Annotated in this window: 12 protein-coding genes and 1 pseudogene; 9 read left to right on the top strand and 4 right to left on the bottom strand. The window is 63.0% G+C overall.

The features are described 5' to 3' along the window. Window positions 1–296, bottom strand: a 296-nt coding sequence (locus tag NKH80_RS16920; protein ID WP_352992605.1) for an alcohol dehydrogenase catalytic domain-containing protein, incomplete at its 3' end; no start/stop codon positions are given. Window positions 297–508: 212 nt separating this feature from the next. On the opposite strand from NKH80_RS16920, the gene NKH80_RS16915 reads away from it, so the two are divergent. The 4 genes and pseudogenes from NKH80_RS16915 (at window position 509) to NKH80_RS16900 (ending at window position 8,429) form a co-directional block, all read left to right on the top strand. After that, window positions 509–2,521 (top strand): acetyl-CoA carboxylase biotin carboxylase subunit, encoded by a 2,013-nt coding sequence (locus NKH80_RS16915; RefSeq protein WP_352992603.1) that lies wholly within the window; start codon window positions 509–511, stop codon window positions 2,519–2,521. Between the two features lie 418 nt (window positions 2,522–2,939). Next, a complete protein-coding gene (gene dnaE, locus NKH80_RS16910; protein WP_352479041.1) occupies window positions 2,940–6,467 on the top strand; it encodes a DNA polymerase III subunit alpha in 3,528 nt (1,175 codons plus the stop codon). 39 nt (window positions 6,468–6,506) lie between these two features. After that, window positions 6,507–7,517 (top strand): annotated as a pseudogene (locus NKH80_RS16905) (methyltransferase). A gap of 108 nt (window positions 7,518–7,625) precedes the next feature. Continuing rightward, complete coding sequence (locus NKH80_RS16900; protein ID WP_352508845.1) at window positions 7,626–8,429, top strand: ion channel; 804 nt, start codon at window positions 7,626–7,628, stop codon at window positions 8,427–8,429. Window positions 8,430–8,438: 9 nt separating this feature from the next. On the opposite strand, the gene NKH80_RS16895 is transcribed toward NKH80_RS16900, so the two are convergent. Next, on the bottom strand, window positions 8,439–9,320 hold the full coding sequence (locus tag NKH80_RS16895; protein WP_352992601.1) for a DMT family transporter: 882 nt from the start codon (window positions 9,318–9,320) through the stop codon (window positions 8,439–8,441). 174 nt (window positions 9,321–9,494) lie between these two features. Between NKH80_RS16895 and NKH80_RS16890 the strand changes: the two genes are divergently transcribed. After that, window positions 9,495–10,001 carry a hypothetical protein gene (locus NKH80_RS16890; RefSeq protein ID WP_352992599.1) on the top strand — a complete coding sequence of 169 codons (507 nt, stop codon included), beginning with the start codon at window positions 9,495–9,497 and terminating at the stop codon, window positions 9,999–10,001. Window positions 10,002–10,004: 3 nt separating this feature from the next. Here the strand turns inward: NKH80_RS16890 and NKH80_RS16885 are convergent, their stop codons facing one another. Then, entirely contained in the window at window positions 10,005–11,333 is a 1,329-nt protein-coding gene (locus NKH80_RS16885) for a DNA polymerase IV (protein ID WP_352992597.1), read from the bottom strand. A 68-nt stretch (window positions 11,334–11,401) separates the two neighbouring features. On the opposite strand from NKH80_RS16885, the gene NKH80_RS16880 reads away from it, so the two are divergent. Next, window positions 11,402–11,977, top strand: a complete 576-nt coding sequence (locus tag NKH80_RS16880) for a GNAT family N-acetyltransferase (protein ID WP_352992595.1) — start codon at window positions 11,402–11,404, stop codon at window positions 11,975–11,977. Between the two features lie 104 nt (window positions 11,978–12,081). Further along, window positions 12,082–13,572, top strand: a complete 1,491-nt coding sequence (locus NKH80_RS16875; protein WP_352992593.1) for a hypothetical protein — start codon at window positions 12,082–12,084, stop codon at window positions 13,570–13,572. A 65-nt stretch (window positions 13,573–13,637) separates the two neighbouring features. Here NKH80_RS16875 and NKH80_RS16870 read toward each other — a convergent pair whose 3' ends face one another. Continuing rightward, complete coding sequence (locus NKH80_RS16870) at window positions 13,638–13,937, bottom strand: DUF3572 domain-containing protein (protein ID WP_352448688.1); 300 nt, start codon at window positions 13,935–13,937, stop codon at window positions 13,638–13,640. Between the two features lie 217 nt (window positions 13,938–14,154). On the opposite strand from NKH80_RS16870, the gene NKH80_RS16865 reads away from it, so the two are divergent. Further along, window positions 14,155–14,526 carry a response regulator gene (locus NKH80_RS16865; RefSeq protein ID WP_006334976.1) on the top strand — a complete coding sequence of 124 codons (372 nt, stop codon included), beginning with the start codon at window positions 14,155–14,157 and terminating at the stop codon, window positions 14,524–14,526. A gap of 33 nt (window positions 14,527–14,559) precedes the next feature. Further along, a complete protein-coding gene (locus NKH80_RS16860; protein WP_352508834.1) occupies window positions 14,560–15,933 on the top strand; it encodes a PleD family two-component system response regulator in 1,374 nt (457 codons plus the stop codon). Window positions 15,934–16,256 lie beyond the last annotated feature (323 nt).

The following is a 16,256-nucleotide window of genomic DNA, read 5'->3' as shown; positions in this document are numbered from 1 at the left end:
AGGCAGGACGGGCACTGCCGGCATTCCGGCGTATAGAGCGGGATGACATGGTCGCCCTTCCTGACCGAGGTGACGCCCTTGCCGATATCGACGACGATGCCGGCGCCCTCATGGCCGAGGATCGCCGGAAACAGGCCTTCGGGGTCGGCGCCCGACAGCGTGAACTCGTCGGTGTGGCAGATGCCGGTTGCCCTGATCTCGACCAGCACCTCGCCATCGCGAGGACCCTCGAGGTCGACCTCCATGATCTCCAGCGGCTTTCCGGCGGCGACAGCAACAGCGGCGCGCGTTTTCATCAGGCAATCCTCCCAAGACAGTCTGCAATCCAAGCTAGATTTAACTTACCATTCAGCTCCGCGCTATGCACGAAGCGACGTTCCGACCCCGGATTTTCGTCAGCGCTCGCCGATCTACATCCGGGATAGGCTCCGACTTTGCCTTGACCGCCCTTCTGAAGCCCATAAAACGGGAAGCCCGTAAAAAAGGGCAGCCGAGGGACGAGGCCTGCATGTTCACAAAGATCCTGGTCGCCAACCGTGGCGAGATCGCCTGCCGCGTGATCAAGACGGCGCGCAAAATGGGCATCGTCACCGTCGCGGTCTATTCCGATGCCGACCGCGACGCCGTGCATGTCGAAATGGCCGACGAGGCGGTGCATATCGGGCCTTCGCCGGCCGCGCAAAGTTATCTGGTCCCGGAAAAGATCATCGCCGCCTGCAAGGCCACAGGAGCAGAGGCCGTGCATCCCGGCTACGGTTTCCTGTCCGAGCGGGCATCCTTCTGCGAAGCGTTGGAGCAGGAAGGCATCGTCTTCATTGGCCCGAAGCCCAAGGCCATCAAGGCGATGGGCGACAAGATCGAATCGAAGAAGTTCGCCAATGCGGCCAAGGTGTCGACGGTGCCCGGCTGGCTCGGCGTCGTCGAAAACGCCGCCCATGCCGAAAGAATAGCCGGCGAAATCGGCTATCCCGTGATGATCAAGGCCTCGGCCGGCGGCGGCGGAAAGGGCATGCGCATTGCCTGGAGCAAGGCAGAGGTGCGCGACGGCTTCGACCGGGCGCGGTCGGAGGCCAAAAGCTCGTTCGGCGATGACCGCGTCTTCATCGAAAAGTTCATCGTCGACCCGCGCCATATCGAAATCCAGGTGCTCGCCGACGCGCATGGCAGCACGCTCTATCTCGGCGAGCGCGAATGCTCGATCCAGCGCCGCAACCAGAAGATCGTGGAGGAGGCGCCGTCGCCGTTCCTCGACGCCAAGACCCGCAAAGCCATGGGCGAGCAGTCGGTGGCGCTGGCCAAGGCCGTCGACTATCAGAGCGCCGGCACGGTCGAGTTCATCGTCGACAGCGACAAGAACTTCTATTTCCTGGAAATGAACACGCGGCTGCAGGTCGAGCATCCGGTCACGGAGCTCATCACCGGCATCGACCTGGTCGAGCAGATGATCCGCGTGGCGGCCGGCGAAAAGCTCGCCATCAAGCAGAGCGACGTCAAGCTGAACGGCTGGGCGGTGGAAAGCCGCCTCTATGCCGAAGATCCTTATCGCAACTTTCTGCCGTCGATCGGCAGGCTGACGAAGTATCGGCCGCCCGAGGAAGGAAAATTCGGCGACATCGTTATCCGCAACGATACCGGCGTCACCGAAGGCTCGGAAATCTCGATGTTCTATGACCCGATGGTCGCCAAGCTGTGCACCTGGGCGCCGACACGGCTGGCGGCGATAGACGCGATGTCGGAGGCGCTGGACAGTTTCGTCGTCGACGGCATCGAGCACAACATACCGTTCCTGGCGGCGCTGATGCAGCATCCGCGCTGGCGGGAAGGTCAGATATCGACCGGGTTCATCGCCGAGGAGTATCCCGACGGCTTCGCGCCGATTGTGCCAGACGCCGAGGAGAAAGCGGTGCTGGCCGCGATTGCCACCGCGGTGGAACTGCTGCGCCGCGACCGGCTCGACCGGCTGGGCGGGCGGCTGGCACCGCATTCCGGCGCCTTGAAACGCGATTGGGTGGTGAAGATCGGCCCGGACTATCTTTCGGTCGCCATCGTCGAAGGGATGATTTCCATTCCGATGGAGCTCGACCTCACAATCGACGGCGGCAAGGCACTGACCGTGGCATCCGACTGGCGGCCGGGCGATCTCATCTGGCGCGGCACGGTCGGCGGCCGCAAGGTCGCGGCGCAGGTCAGGCCGGTGCTGAACGGGTTCCGCATCGCCTGGAAAGGCATCTCGGTGACAGCCCGCGCCATGCTGCCGCGCACCGCCGAACTCGAAAGGCTGATGCCGGAAAAAGTGGCGCCGGATACCTCGAAGATGCTGCTTTGCCCGATGCCTGGCCTCGTCGTGTCGATCGCCGTTGCCGAGGGGCAGGAGGTCAAGGCCGGCGAGACGCTTGCCGTGGTCGAAGCGATGAAGATGGAGAACGTGCTGCGCGCCGAGCGCGACCTCATCGTCTCGAAGCTCAACGCCAAGCCCGGCGACAGCCTTGCCGTCGATGCGGTGATCATGGAATTCGCGTGAGGCTGTAATCTGCTTGAGGTTGGTGGGACAAAGGGGAGCGAAGGAACGCGATCTGCAATTGGTTGAGCACGCTCGCTTGAGGAGGGACAAGGCGAGGGGCGTGCGGAATTCGCTTTTTTTGCCCTCACAACGTATTTTGTTCTTGCTTTGTGCCGGCAGCTATGCTACTAATTTGGATATGGTGCTAAATGGCTCCAACGACCCGCCCGCTGTGGCGGGTTTTGTGTTTCCGGCCTGAGGTTGGCGGGACGGCGCCCTCTCTGTCCTGCCGGACATCTCCCCCACGAGGGGGAGATCGGCAGCTTCGGCGGTTGCTCTAACGTTCAAAGCTCCAATCGCTTCTGCTGGACTCGTGTTACCCGGTGCCGGACAATACATCTTGATCGACTGAGTCCCTGTGAGGCGGCGCGAAAAAACCATGGCTGATGAGAGACTTCCACGCGATCCCTTGCTGCGCGAGGCCTATGCAAAGGCATCGCGGGCAGAGGCGGCGGCGCGTCGGTTCATTCATCTGCGCGTGCATTCGGCCTATTCGCTGCTCGAAGGTGCCTTGCAGCTCGGGAAGATCGTCGGCCATGCGGTGCAGGACGAATGCCCGGCAATCGCCGTCACGGACACCAACAATCTGTTCGGTGCCCTGGAATTCGCGCAAAAGGCAGTGAAGGACGGCATCCAGCCGATCATCGGCTGCCAGATCGACCTCGCCTTTTCCGGTGAGGCGAACGACAGCCAGCGCGACCGCAGGCGGCAGGGGCCGGAGATGCGGCCGGTGGTCCTGATCGCCGCCACCGAGGCCGGCTACGGCAATCTGGTCAGGCTGGTCAGCCGCGTCTACCTCGAGACACCGCCCGGCGAGGCGGTGCATCTGACGAGCGAGATGCTGCAGGGCCATTCCGACGGTCTGATCTGCCTTACCGGCGGGCCGCGCGGTCCGATCGGCAATGCCTTGAAAGAGGACCGCCGTGAACTCGCCGAGACCCGGCTGCTGGCGCTCAAAGGCCTGTTCGGCGACCGACTCTATGTCGAACTGGAACGGGTCTCCGGCTACGACCGCGCGATCGAGCAGTCGTCGGTCGATCTCGCCTACCGCCACGATCTGCCGCTGGTTGCCACCAACGAAGCGTTTTTCTTCTCTCGTGAAGACTATGAGGCGCATGACGCGCTGATCGCCATCGCCGAAGGTTCCGTGGTTGCGGCCGATAATCGCCGCCGCCTGTCGCCCGACAATTTCCTGAGAAGCCAGGCCGACATGGCGAGGCTGTTCGCCGACCTGCCGGAAGCGATCGACAACACCGTCGAGATCGCACTGCGCTGCTCCTACTATCCGAAGACACGAAACCCGATCCTGCCGCGCTTTGCCGGCCGCGATGTCGCCGACGCCGATGCGGCGGTCAAGGCGGAGGCGCAGGAGCTTGCCAGGCAGGCGCATGAAGGGCTGGAGGCGCGGCTGGCGGCGCACGGGCCGACGCCCGGCTATACAGTCGAGCAATATCGCGAGAGGCTGGATTTCGAGCTCGGGGTCATCGAGAAGATGAAATATCCCGGCTATTTCCTGATCGTTGCCGACTTCATCAAATGGGCCAAGGCGCAAGGCATTCCGGTCGGCCCGGGCCGCGGATCAGGCGCCGGCTCGCTGGTCGCGTATTCGACGACCATCACCGACATCGATCCGCTGCGTTTTTCGCTGCTGTTCGAGCGCTTCCTCAATCCCGATCGCGTGTCGATGCCCGACTTCGACATCGACTTCTGCCAGGACCGGCGCGAGGAGGTCATCCGCTACGTCCAGCAGAGATACGGCCGCGACCAGGTCGGCCAGATCATCACCTTCGGTACCCTGCAGGCGCGCGCCGTGCTGCGCGACGTCGGTCGCGTGCTGCAGATGCCTTACGGGCAGGTGGACAAGCTGAGCAAGATGGTGCCGTCGAACCCGGCCAATCCGGTCAAGCTCGCCGACGCCATCGCCAACGAGCCGCGCTTTGCCGAGGAGGCCGAGCGCGAGCCGATCGTACAGACGCTGCTCGACACGGCGCAGAAGCTGGAAGGTCTGTACCGACACGCCTCGACTCATGCCGCCGGCATCGTCATCGGCGACCGGCCGCTGTCGGAACTGGTGCCGATGTACCGCGATCCGCGCTCGGACATGCCGGTCACCCAGTTCAACATGAAGTATGTCGAGCAGGCCGGGCTGGTGAAATTCGACTTTCTTGGCCTGAAGACGCTGACGGTGCTGGACAGGGCGGTCAAGCTGATCCGCCGCCGCGGCATCGAGATCGATCTCGCCCACATTCCGCTCGACGACCCGGAAACCTACGCCATGCTGTCGCGCGGCGAAGTGGTCGGCGTGTTCCAGGTGGAAAGTGCCGGCATGCGCAAGGCGCTGATCGGCATGCGGCCCGACTGTATCGAGGACATTATCGCGCTCGTTGCGCTCTACCGGCCGGGACCGATGGAGAACATCCCGACCTACAACGCCAGAAAGCACGGCGAGGAGGAGATGGCGTCGATCCACCCGAAGATCGACCATCTCGTCAAGGAGACGCAAGGCGTCATCGTCTACCAGGAACAAGTGATGCAGATTGCGCAGGAGCTCTCCGGCTATTCGCTGGGCGAAGCCGATCTGCTGCGCCGCGCCATGGGCAAGAAGATCCGCGCCGAGATGGACAAGCAGCGCGAGCGCTTTGTTTCGGGCGCGGTCGAGCGCGGCGTCGGCAAGCCGCAAGCCGACTTCATCTTCGACCTGCTGGCAAAGTTTGCCGACTACGGTTTCAACAAATCGCATGCCGCCGCCTATGCCGTCGTCTCTTACCAGACCGCCTATCTGAAGGCGCATTACCCCGTCGAATTCCTGGCGGCATCGATGACGCTCGACATGGGCAATACGGACAAGCTCGCCGATTTCCGCCAGGATGCGCTGCGCCTCGGCATCGAAGTGGTGGCGCCGTCGGTGATGACGTCGTTCCGGGATTTCGAGGTCGGCGAGAACCGCATCTTCTATTCGCTGGCCGCGCTCAAGGGCGTCGGCGACGCCGCAGTCGAGCACATCGTCGCCACGCGCGGCGAAAAACCGTTCAAGAGCCTCGCCGATTTCTGCGAAAGGGTCGATCCGAAGATCGTCGGCAAACGCGTCTTCGAGAGCCTGATCATGGCCGGCGCGCTCGACTGCTTCGGTCTCGACCGGGCGGCGATGATGGCCGGGGTCGAGCGGATGATGGGGCTGGCGTCCTTGGCGCAGCAGAATGCCGTCACAGGCCAGCACGACATCTTTGGCGCCTCGCTGGGCGCACAGTCGCAGGCACTCAACTTGCCGGCGACCGACCCCTGGCTCGCCGCCGACCGCCTGCACCGTGAATTCCAGGTGGTCGGGTTCTATCTCTCGGCGCATCCGCTCGACGAATACAAGGCGGCGCTGCAGAAAATGCGGGTGCAGACCTGGGCCGAATTCTCGGCCGCCGTCAAACGCGGTGCGGCCGCCGGCCGGCTCGCCGGGACGGTGACCACCAAGCAGGAACGCAAGACGCGCACCGGCAACAAGATGGGCGTCGTGCAGTTTTCCGACACGTCCGGCCAGTATGAAGCGGTGCTGTTTTCCGAGGGACTGGCGCAATATCGCGACCTGCTCGAGCCCGGCCGCTCGGTGGTCATCACCGTTTCGGCCGAGGACAGGCCGGAAGGCGTCAATCTGCGCATCCAGACCGTGCAGTCGCTGGAGGACGAGGCAAGCCGCGTCCAGAAGGCGTTGCGCATCTTCGTGCGCGACGCAGCACCGATCGGCACGCTTGCCGGCCAGCTTGCCGTCAAGGGCGAGGGACAGGTAAGCTTTGTGCTGATAAAGGATGACGGCCAGGGGGAGGTCGAGATCGAATTGCCCAGTCGTTATCGTATCTCGCCTCAGATCGCGTCAGCCATGCGCGCGGTGCCGGGCGTGGTTGAAGTGGAGCTGGTTTAAAATACCGGAACCTTCGGGTTTTGGCGATTGGGGGGCGCCATGGATGAACGCGCAGCCGCTTTCGAACTAACACGGATGGTCAACGGGTACCGCGTCTCGCAGGCGATCTCGGTCGCCGCGACGCTCGGCATCGCCGACCACATCAAGGACGGCAAGCGCTCGGCAGCAGATCTTGCAAGCCTGACCGACACACATCCGCGCGCGCTCTATCGGTTGCTGCGGGCGCTTGCGGCGGTCGGCATATTTCACGAGGCAGAGGACGGGCAGTTCTCGCTAACGCCGCTTGGCGCCGCCTTGCGCTCCGATGCTGAGTTTTCCGCTGCACCCTGGGCCGCCTTCGTCGGAAGGCCCTATTACCGGCAAGCGTGGAGCGAACTGCTCTACAGCATCCAAACCGGCAAGAACGCATTTCGCCACGCGCATGGCAAGGGCGTCTGGGAATACCGGGCAGAGCATCCAGAGGAGTCCGCTATCTTCGATCGCGCCATGGCAGCGAATTCGCGCGGCGTGGCGGCAGCCATCCTGGCGGCGTATGATTTTTCGTCGTTTCCGGTCATCATGGACGTCGGCGGTGGCCAGGGCGCACTGCTTGCCGAAGTCCTGGCCGCGACCCCGGGCAGCCGCGGCATCCTTTTCGACCAGCCGCATGTGGTAGCGCCGGCCGCCTCGGTGCTGGCGGCGAAAGGTGTCGCCGATCGCTGTGAGATCGTCGGAGGCGATTTCTTTGCCGAGCTGCCCGTGGCGGCCGACGCGCTGCTGCTCAAATGGATTTTGCATGACTGGGACGACGAGACCAACGTCGCGATCCTGCAAAACTGTCGCTAGGCGATCCGTGCGGGCGGCAAGTTGCTGGTTTTTGAGGCCGTGCTTGAGCCGCCCAATCAGGGGGCGAATGCCAAATTCTCCGACCTCAACATGCTGGTCGCGCCCGATGGCCAGGAGCGGACGGCCGATGAATTCAAGTCGCTGCTGGCAAAGGGTGGCTTCGAGGTGACCGAGATCATCCAGGCAGGGCCACGCATCAGCGTTGTAGAGGCAAGGCCGGTTTGATCGCGGCTGAAGCCATTTGCCGCAACCGCCGGGATCGGTCGGATGGCGCAAGCTTCCGCCTGCCCTGTCCACTGGACGTCTGTCGCAGCGAAGGCTATCGCGATCGTCATGAAGGTAGCTGACAAGAACGGAGCCCAAGATATTTCAGCCTTGGCCCGGCTGCGCGACATGTTGCGCAAGCTGTATCACGGGCGCACAGCGGCGGCGTTCCGGTTTCAGCTTGCGGCTGTTGTCATCGACCTTGCCATCATTGCCTTTTTCATCGCCACGCCGGTGATCCAGAAGTCGTCTTCGTTCCTCTGGCTGGACTACTCCGTGGCAGCACTTGTCGCCGCCGACATGATTGCCCGGCTGCTTGCCTCCAACGACATGCTGCGCCTGATGAAACAGCCGGCGTCGTGGATTGATGCCTTCATCCTGCTGACTCTGCTGATGCCTACGGCGCTGGCCAATCTCGGTTTTTTGCGCATCCTGCGGCTGTGGTCGCTGTCGCGTAGCGGCGCGCTGTGGCGATTTCTCGAGATGCGCGGCTTCAGGCGATGGCGCGAGGCGAGCCGTGCGGTCATCAATTTCCTGACGTTCCTCTTTGTCATCACGGGTTTCGTCTACACCTTCTTCTTCCGAACCGTGGGTGGTCTCGAGGGCTATGTCGATGCGCTGTATTTCACAGTCGCCACGGTCACCACGACCGGTTTCGGTGACATCGTCCTGCCCGGTGTGGCCGGCAAGCTCACCGCGATCGCCACCATGATCATTGGCATATCGCTGTTCGTCCGGCTTGCACAGGCGCTCTTCCGTCCCACCAAGGTGTTCTTTCCTTGCCCGCAATGCGGGCTGCAGCGGCACGAGCCCGACGCCGTTCATTGCAAGGCCTGTGGGCACGTTCTGAACATACCCGACGACGGCGATTGAAACGCAGGGCTACGCTGCCGCCACTTCCGCAGGTTTGGCGGCTTTCTTCTGCAGATTGAGCAGATTGCCAAGCAGGATCAGCAGGGCGCCGCCGGCGGTGAAGGCGTCGATCTGCTCGTGATAGAGCAGCCATCCGATCATCGCCGACAGCGGTACGCGCAAAAAGTCCATTGGCGAGATGACCGTCGCATCGGCATAGACAAGTGCGCGCGCCATGCAGAAATGCGACGACATGCCCGTAAACGCGATCAGCAGGATCCACGGCCAGAGCTCGAGCGGCGGGTTGCGCCATTCGTACAGCGCCGGGACGAGGCCAAGCACCGACTGGATGATCAGCATCCAGAAGATGATGCGCACGACGCTGTCCGTCCGCGTCAACGACTTGACGAGAACCACCGAGACGCCGAAGCAGACCGCTGCTCCCAGCACGATAACATGCCCCGGATTGACCGGGCCGACGCCCGGACGCACGATGATCACCACGCCGATCAGCCCCAGCACGATCGCCGCCAGCCTTGGCCGGGAGAGCCTTTCGCCGAGGAAAGCTACCGCCAGCAGCGCAGTCCAGATCGGCGTCGTGAATTCGATCGAGATCAGCACCGCAAGCGGGATCAGCGTCAAGGCATAAAGCCAGGCAGCCTGGCCGGTATAATGGACGACGTTGCGGGCGAGATGGGCCAACGGGCGTCCGGTGCGCATCGCCGGAAAACCGCCTGACATCATGACCAACGGCAGCAGGATGAAAAAGCCGATCACCGAGCGCAGCTCGAGCACCTGGAAGACGTTGAGTTCTGCCGTCGTGGCGCGGCCGGCCACCGACATCGCCAGGAACGAGGCGATCGACAGCGCCATCCAGAACGCGGCCTTGGGGATCGAGGGTGCGGGTGCCATGGGCGCTATGTCGCAAGCCGGCGCTTTCATCGCAACCGCTAGCCGGCGCATTCGACTGGGCCAGCCGTGAAGCGTTGCAAACAGTGATGTTGAAGCCGGAACCCGCTGCTGAGGGAAGCGTTGGTCCCTCAGTGTTTGCGTGCTGTGTTTTGGATACCAACGAGGAGCGGTCCGATGAAATCCCTTGCACGATTTGTACTTGCCGGGTGCCTGACGGCCGGGGCCGGCGCAGCGCATGCCGACGATCCGGATTTTCTTCGCTCATTCCAGGGGAATTTCGCCGGCAAAGGCACCGTCAAGGTCACCACCGATGCGCCGACGGTGAATGTCTCCTGTCATTTCAATTCCGACGCAACGTCGAGCTCGCTATCGCTCGACGGCAGCTGCCGCGGTCTTATCGTGGTGACGCGCGCCATCAGCGCCGATCTCAAATCGAGCGGGACGAAATACACCGGCACCTATGTCGGATCGCGCACCGGGCCGGCGCAATTGAGCGGCAGCCGCTCCGGCAACGCGATAAATCTCGGCATCCGTTGGGCCAAGGAGGTCAATGGCGATCGCAAGGCGCAAATGACGGTCGAGAAGAACGGCGAGGATGGCATGCGGCTGACCGTCGTCGATACCGATCCGAAAACCGGTAAGAGTGTGGTGACCACCCGGATCGATCTGCGGCGCACCTGACTATCACTCCTCGACCGGTTCGGGCGGATGGGCATCGCGGCCCTTGCCGAAGGTATAGCCGGTTTCCACCGCCCTGCGGCCGAACTTGCCGCGCAGCGTATCGATAGCGCCTTCGGCCATGGCGCGCTTGCGTGACTGGACGTCGACCAGATCGGGCGGGTCCGCCCGGTCATCGTCGGAGAGGTCGCTGACGCCAATGCCGAGCAGCCGGTATTTCGTGCCGTCGGCCTCCTTGCGCAGCAGTTCGAGCCCGGTCTGAAAGATGCGGTCGGCCAGCCGGGTCGGATCGCCGAGCTGGCGATTGCGCGTACGGATCTTGAAATCCTGGGTCTTCAGCTTGAGGACGACGGTGCGTCCGGCAATGCCGGACTTTTTCAGCCGGGTCGAGACTTTTTCCGACAGCGCCCTCAGCACCGAAACCAGTTCGTCGACGGAGGCGATGTCGGTATCGAAAGTGGTTTCCGCCGAGACGCTTTTCGCGTCCTGGTCGGGAACGACGCGACGGTCGTCCTCGCCGCGCGAAAGCCGGTAGAGCCGGTCGCCCATGACGCCGTAGCGGCGCATCAGATCGCCACGTTCCATGCGCTGCAACTGGCCGATGGTGCGGATGCCGTCGCGCTCGAGCGTGGCGGCAAAGGCCTTGCCGACCCCCCAGATCAGCGTCACCGGCTGCTCGGCCAGGAAGCCGATAGCCTCGGCCTCGCCGATCACCGAAAAGCCGCGCGGCTTGCGGAAGTCCGACGCCACCTTGGCCAGGAACTTGCAGTAGGAAAGGCCGGCCGAAACGGTGATGCCGATCTCCTTTTCCGCGCCGAGTGCGAAGCGCGCCAGCACCACCGCAGGCGGCAGGCCATGCAAGCGCTCGGTGCCGGCGAGGTCGAGAAAGGCCTCGTCGATCGAGAGCGGCTCTACCAGCGGCGTCAGCGCCTGCATCATGGCGCGCACCTCGCGGCCGACGCGCACGTATTTTTCCATGTCCGGCGGGAGGACCACCGCTTCGGGACAGGCTTCGAGCGCCTTGAACATCGGCATTGCCGAGCGAACGCCATGGATCCGGGCGATGTAGCAGGCGGTGGATACGACGCCACGCTTGCCGCCGCCGATGATCAATGGCCGGTCCTTCAACGCCGGGTTGTCGCGCTTTTCGACCGCCGCGTAGAACGCGTCGCAGTCGATATGGGCAAGGCGCAACCGGTAGAGCTCCGGATGGCGCGCGAGCCTTGGACTGCCGCAGCGCTCGCAACGGCGTGCCTCGCTGCGCTGAAAATTCAGGCAGTCGCGGCAAAAACCGTGTTCGGGGTTGTTGACAGGAGCCGCCATCGCTGCGAACATAAAGAGAACAAATGCAATGGTACGTCAGGACGGACGCCACGACAAGGCGGTGGGCCGGGAGAGAGCTCATGAATACGACCATAGCGCCGCTAGTGCCTGAGCTTTGGGCGGATTTCGAGGATCTTTTCGGCAAGCAGGGCGCCTGTTACGGCTGCTGGTGTACGCATTTCCGGTTAGCGCCTGCGGTGCGCCGCGCGAGCAATCGCGAGCGCAACAAGGACCACATCAAGGCGCGAATCGAGGCCGGGCCGCCGCCCGGCCTGTTGGCTTTCGAGGGTGGCCAGGCGGTCGGCTGGATGCAGATCGGCCCGCGTGCCGACGTGCCCGAATGGAACAACCAGGGCAGGGGGTCGGCGCCGATCGACCCCGCCGACGCCGCCGATCCGGGCGTCTGGGCGATCTCCTGCTTCTTCATCCGCACCAAGGCACGCGGCAGGGGCCTGTCGCACCGCCTGGTCCAAGGCGGCATCGAGTTCGCCCGCCAGAACGGCGCGCGCCTGATCGAGGACTGCCCCATCGACCTGTCGAAGGATTCGCGGTCGATCGGGCTGTTCGTCGGCTCGTCGCGGGTCTTCGAAAAGGCCGGGTTCCAGCGGTTGGTCGAACGCAAGCCAGGCCGACCGCTGGTGCGGCTGGTGCTTTAGGCAATGCCGCAGGCCATTCGGGTCGCGCCGCCTCGCCTTGCGGTTGGGGTGGTAATTTCCTACGAAATGAGAAAGTGCAGATAATTCCAATGGCCCAACGGAGAATGAGCGTGAACCGTGTCCTGCCAGTCGTCTTTGTGCTCGCGCTCAGCGCACCCGCCTTCGGCCAAACCGTTGATGAGCAGGGCGCGAAGCAGCTTTCCGAGAATCTGGCCCGCTATGTCGGCAGCCAGGCAATCGACAAGGGTGTCGTAAAGGTTTCGCTTGAGGGCGACGCCTATAAGATCGCCTTCGACTTCAAGGCGCTTGCCGGGATGTTGCCGAAGCAGAATTTCGCGAAATTCAACTTGGCGCCCTATGCCCTCCTTGCCAAACCGCGCAGGGATGGGAAATGGGACGTCTCGGCGGACATGTCGACCAGCGCTTCCTTCGAGGTCGAGGGGCCGCAAGGGCCGCAGAGCACCCAGTTATCAATCGCAGGCGGCAAGTTCGCCGGCGTCTATGATCCCGAGTTGGCGGCTTTCGCCAGCGCCACTACATCGATGACCGGCATGACGATGGACTCCCGGGACGCCATGCAACGCGTGAAAGTGAGCACCGGCCCCGGTACGGCCACCATGAGCGCCGCCAAGGCGGTGAATGGCGGCGCCGACTTCACCATGACGCAGACGATAGCGGTTTTTGCCGAAGCGATCGACTTTGACGACCCCAATAGCGGGCTGAAATTCCCGCTCGCAATCACGTCGCCGGGACTGTCGGTCAATGCGACCGGCAAAGGCATACGAACAAAGCCGCTTCTCGATCTTCTGGCATTTGCAGTGGCCAATGAGGACGAGGCCAAGCTCAAAGGCAATCAGGCGCAACTCAAATCGCTGCTGCTCGCCGCATTGCCGCTATGGGAGCGGATCGACGGAACCTACGGGTTCAAGGATTTCGCCGTGGACAGCCCCGTCGGACGTTTCGGCGCGGCGGAACTGGGCACCAGTTTCGGGAGCGACGGCATCGCGCAGAACGGGACGATCAACTATGCAATCAGAGCGGCAGGGCTGACGATACCTCGAAACGTGCTGCCGAGCTGGAGTGCCGCGCTGTTGCCCACCGACATCGACCTGAATTTCGGCGGCGCCAATATCGATCTCGACAGTATGACTAAGAAGGCCATCGAAGCCTTTGACCTGAACAACAAACCGCCGCTGCCGGCCGACTTTGGCGATCAGATCAAGGCCGATTTCATGGCCAAGACGCCGAAATTCGTCATCGGGCACAGCACGGTGAAGAACGGCGGCATCGAGATCGTGCTGGAGGGCGAGATGACGTTTCCAGGGGCGACGCCGATGGCAAATGTAACCCTCGACATCACCGGATACGAAAAAATCGTGGAGACCTTGCAGACGGCGGCGAAGACAGACCCGCAGGCCGCGCAGTATTTTAGCGGCGCGCTGGCGATCAAAGGGTTTGGCAAGACGCTGCCGGACGGCCGGCTGGAATGGGTGATCAACACCAAAGCCGACGGTTCGGTGACGGTCAACGGCGCCATGCTGAAGCCGGCCGACTCCGTCGGGACTGACGACAGTGGGGAAGAGGCAACGCCGTAAAGCACCAGCAGTGGCCGTCGTCTGCGGCAGGTTCTTCGATCTGCCCGCAGTCTCGGGATCGCCGCTTATATCGAATGCTCGTGATTGTCGTCGCCGAGCGGCAGCGCCCGCAATGCCTTGCCGACTGCGGCGGGCGGCGTTCCGGTCTCCTCGGAAAAACGCATCAGCGTCGGCTCGTGGGCAAGGATGAACTGCAGCACGCCGGCCAGGAATCCCGGTTCACCCGCCGCCTGGCGGATGGAATGAGCTTCGATGCCGGTGATCGCCAGGAAGCGGGGCAGAAGTTCCGGATCGGCGGCGACGAAGCCCAGCGCCTTTACGGCAATGGTTTCCGCTTCCTCGCGCATTGACGCTGCGTTTGCCATCGCTACCTTCCTTCGTGGGCGGAATCGTTCTGTTTTCGCAGTAGTGGCAAGTGTCGCCGGCAGCAAGCTCGCCGACCTGGAATCCGAAAGCTTTTAGGGCGGCCGGTTTCCGTTTCGTCAATCATATTGCCGTATAGTGGGAACAGGTTTGGTGCGTGCCGACAAGGGGCGCATGACGGCACCCTTCGAGTGGAAGGTCAGCCGGGACGGGAAATCGATGCCAAAGAAGGTTATGATCGTCGAAGACAACGAGCTCAACATGAAGCTCTTTCGCGACCTCATCGAAGCGAGCGGCTACGAGACGGTGCGCACACGTAACGGCCTCGAAGCGCTGGATCTGGCGCGGCAGCACAGGCCGGACCTCATACTGATGGACATCCAGCTGCCGGAAGTATCGGGCCTCGAGGTCACCAAATGGCTGAAGGAGGACGATGATCTCCACGTCATCCCGGTCATTGCGGTCACCGCCTTCGCCATGAAGGGGGACGAGGAGCGCATTCGCCAGGGTGGCTGCGAGGCATATATCTCCAAGCCGATCTCGGTGCCGCGTTTCATCGAAACCATCAAATCCTACCTGGGCGATGCCTGATGTATTTTTCCAGCCGAGCCGGAGCTTTGTGAAATGACCGCGCGGATCCTCGTCGTCGACGACATCCCAGCCAATGTCAGGCTGCTGGAGGTTCGGCTGCTCGCCGAATATTTCGAGGTTCTGACCGCCACCAACGGGCCGGACGCGATCGAGATCTGCGAGAACGGCAAGGTCGATGTCGTGCTGCTCGACGTGATGATGCCCGACATGGACGGGTTCGAGGTCTGCCGGCGGCTGAAGGGCGACCCGGCGACATCGCACATCCCGGTCGTGATGATCACCGCGCTCGACCAGGTTTCGGACCGGGTGCGCGGCCTCGAGGCCGGCGCCGACGATTTTTTGACCAAGCCTGTCAACGATCTGCAGCTGATGACGCGCGTGAAGAGCCTGGTCAGGCTGAAGTCGCTGACCGATGAGCTGCGGCTGCGCGCCTCGACGACACGCAATATCGGCATCGAGGAGCTTTTGAGCCGCAACTTCGCTACCGATGACGCGGTGCCGAAGGTGCTGCTGGTCGACGAGCGCAAATCCTCGTTCGAGCGCATCCAGAAGATGCTGCGCGGCAGTGCCGCTCTCGACGTCGCCAACGATCCGCATGCCGGCTTCTTCCAGGCCGCCGAGCTGCCCTACGAATGCGTGATGATCTCGACGGCCTTCGCCGATTTCGACCCGCTTAGGCTCTGCTCGCAATTGCGCTCGCTTGATCGCACCCGTTTCCTGCCGATCATCCTTCTGGCGGACGAGGGCGAGGAGGGGCGTATCATCCGCGGCCTCGAACTCGGCATCAACGATTATCTGATGCGGCCGATCGACCAGCAGGAGCTGACGGCGCGGCTGCGTACGCAGGTGCGCCGCAAGCGCTACAACGACCAGCTTCGCGCCAGTGTCACCCAGACCATCGAGATGGCGGTGACCGATGCCCTGACCGGTCTGCACAACCGCCGCTATCTCGACAGCCATCTGCAGACGCTGTTCGACCGCGCCGTGGCACGGCGCCGGCCGCTGTCGGTGATGATCACCGATCTGGACCGCTTCAAGAGCATCAACGACGCGCATGGCCATGACGGCGGCGACGACGTGCTGCGCGAATTCGCGCGGCGGCTGCGCAAGAACGTGCGCGGCATCGATCTAGCCTGCCGCTTCGGTGGCGAGGAGTTCGTGGTGGTGATGCCGGACACGGACGGCGCGGTAGCCGAAAAGGTAGCCGAACGCATTCGCGCCGAAATCGCCCAACTGCCGTTTGCCGTTGGCAGCGAGGGCAAAGCGATCGAAGTCACCGTCAGCGTCGGCGTGTCGTCGGTGCTGAAAGGCATGGACACGGTCGCGGCGCTGATGAAACGCGCCGACCTTGCGCTCTATGAGGCCAAGAGCGGCGGCCGCAATCGCGTCGTCGCCAAGGCGGCGTAGCACCATGGACGAATTAGCCAGTCAACCCGACAAGGTTACGAATTTACCTTAATCCAAGCGAGTTGCGAGGCTTGGTTAAGAAACTGTTGATTTTCATAAGTTGTTGCGCAAATGTGCAGCCCTTAGACGTAACCGGCACGAGGTCTAGATCGCCGGTTCGACCGAAAGAATACCCCATGATGCTCAGGTCCGCCGCATCTCCTGGGTCCGTGGGGTCGGCTGGCCGGCGCTGGCACATAGTGGCCTCCTCGTACCGCTGCCAAACGCCGGCTGGCCCCCAATTTTCAAAACACATCAGGATTCTGCGCCAAGACCCGGAAAAC

This window comes from Mesorhizobium sp. M0904, from assembly GCF_040319475.1.
GTDB lineage: Bacteria > Pseudomonadota > Alphaproteobacteria > Rhizobiales > Rhizobiaceae > Mesorhizobium.
The sequence above is the reverse complement of the archived record's forward strand: the minus strand, read 5'-3'. Positions and strand labels throughout refer to the sequence as shown.

Coding starts and splice junctions, on each gene's coding strand:
- NKH80_RS16915 (WP_352992603.1), top strand. CDS start 509: ATGTTCACAAAGATCCTGGTCGCCAACCGTGGCGAGATCGCCTGCCGC.
- dnaE (WP_352479041.1), top strand. CDS start 2,940: ATGGCTGATGAGAGACTTCCACGCGATCCCTTGCTGCGCGAGGCCTAT.
- NKH80_RS16900 (WP_352508845.1), top strand. CDS start 7,626: ATGAAGGTAGCTGACAAGAACGGAGCCCAAGATATTTCAGCCTTGGCC.
- NKH80_RS16895 (WP_352992601.1), bottom strand. CDS start 9,320: ATGGCACCCGCACCCTCGATCCCCAAGGCCGCGTTCTGGATGGCGCTG.
- NKH80_RS16890 (WP_352992599.1), top strand. CDS start 9,495: ATGAAATCCCTTGCACGATTTGTACTTGCCGGGTGCCTGACGGCCGGG.
- NKH80_RS16885 (WP_352992597.1), bottom strand. CDS start 11,333: ATGTTCGCAGCGATGGCGGCTCCTGTCAACAACCCCGAACACGGTTTT.
- NKH80_RS16880 (WP_352992595.1), top strand. CDS start 11,402: ATGAATACGACCATAGCGCCGCTAGTGCCTGAGCTTTGGGCGGATTTC.
- NKH80_RS16875 (WP_352992593.1), top strand. CDS start 12,082: ATGAGCGTGAACCGTGTCCTGCCAGTCGTCTTTGTGCTCGCGCTCAGC.
- NKH80_RS16870 (WP_352448688.1), bottom strand. CDS start 13,937: ATGGCAAACGCAGCGTCAATGCGCGAGGAAGCGGAAACCATTGCCGTA.
- NKH80_RS16865 (WP_006334976.1), top strand. CDS start 14,155: ATGCCAAAGAAGGTTATGATCGTCGAAGACAACGAGCTCAACATGAAG.
- NKH80_RS16860 (WP_352508834.1), top strand. CDS start 14,560: ATGACCGCGCGGATCCTCGTCGTCGACGACATCCCAGCCAATGTCAGG.